Raw genomic sequence first — 1,549 nt, 5'->3', positions numbered from 1 at the left:
ATGAACTACCCACCCCTACTAACGTTGAGGGGTGGGTTTCTGTCGCTTCGTCTCCCAAACTTGCCGCCATCCTCCAGTCGCCTGGGGAGCAGAGGTAGAGATTTGAGATCCACGATTGAGGGCGTTCGTTCCAAGCGCCCATGACAGCATTACTTTAGCTGCGGCGACATCCCTGTCATCAGTTGCGCCACATTCCGAGCAGATGTGAACGCGAAAGGATAACTCTTTTTTGCGTTGATGACCGCATTCTGGACAAGTTTGAGAAGGCTTAACCGTCTTAGTCGGAACCTTAACCAAAAATCCACCAGCTTCTTGCAATTTGTACTCGATAGCCTTGGTAAGATTCCCGATGCCAACGTCCAACATCGAACGATTAAGTCCCGTATGCATGAGCCTTCCGCTTGCTACCTTTTTTCGCCTTGCGTGTCATCTGAGAGAGATTGAGTTCCTCAGTTGCGACCATGCTATTACTGCTAACTATTTGTGCCGCCACTTTATGAGTCCAATCTTGTCTAGAACAAGCCACCTTGCGTTGTAGCTTAGACACCCGCTTAGTTGCCTTTTTCCATCGCTTAGACGCCTTGACTCTCTTCTTGAAGTTAGGCGCTCTTTTCCGACGTTTTTGTCTCGATGCTTGCTTAATTTCCCCCTGAGTTTTAGTTAGGAACCTGGGATTCTCTATCAACGTTCCATCGCTCATAGCAACGGCGTGATAGGTTCCAAAATCTAGACCAACTGCACCTGTGCCTGTTTCTCTAACTGGGACACACTCAACTGTAATCGATGCGTACCATAAGCCATTGCGGTAGACAATTGTGCAAGTAGTGGGAGTTCCCCAAGTTCTTGCCTTTCCTCGCATCTGGATAGACAGATCTAGATCTCTCAAATCCAGATAACCGTTGTCACCAGTTGTGTGGACTTTCCAGCCAGCTTTATCCGGATATGTCCATCCAGAATAGTGCCGAATTGACTTGAACTTGGGCTTGCCTCTTAGCCCTTTAAAAAACGATTGGTAAGCTAAATCAACCCGTTTCAAAGTCGCCTGCAAGGCGTGCGAACCGAGTTCTTGATACTCAGGCCAGACTTGCTTAAAAGCAGGAAGCGAGTTTTGTTGCTCTAGGTACGAAACCGAGTGACCAAATTTCTCGTATTGAGTTTTGCGGTTGTAAATCGCCGCATTGTACAACAATTGATGCATCTTTCTTGCCCACAGCAGTCTTTTAACCGCTGCTGGCTTGGGATAGAGCCTAAAGGTCACTCGTCTAACTGCCACAAAACTCACCTTTTTTCTGCTATTATTGTAGTGCATTCATCACTACAGCGTCAATGAATAAGAGAGAAAATGTTGTAAATTTTCGGATAACCTCTGAAGAAAAAAGGATACTCCAAGAGTATTGCAACGAGACTGGTAGAAACCAAACCGAAGTATTTAGAGAGTTTATTCGTTCCCTCGATCAGAAATTGTCAAAAAAGAGGGCATCGAACCCTCTTTTTTGACCGCTATCCTTCCCCACCTTATAAGAAGGTGGGGACTGCCGCGTTTAGTTCA

The 1,549-nt window shown here is 46.3% G+C and carries 1 pseudogene; it reads right to left on the bottom strand.

The window, feature by feature from the left end:
• Window positions 1-18 precede the first annotated feature (18 nt).
• Window positions 19-1,273, bottom strand: a pseudogene (locus MiSe_RS48980) (RNA-guided endonuclease InsQ/TnpB family protein).
• Window positions 1,274-1,549 lie beyond the last annotated feature (276 nt).

Source organism: Microseira wollei NIES-4236 (assembly GCF_020521235.1).
GTDB classification, from domain to species: Bacteria; Cyanobacteriota; Cyanobacteriia; order Cyanobacteriales; family Aerosakkonemataceae; genus Microseira; species Microseira wollei.
This window is presented reverse-complemented; position numbering and strand designations above follow the sequence as displayed.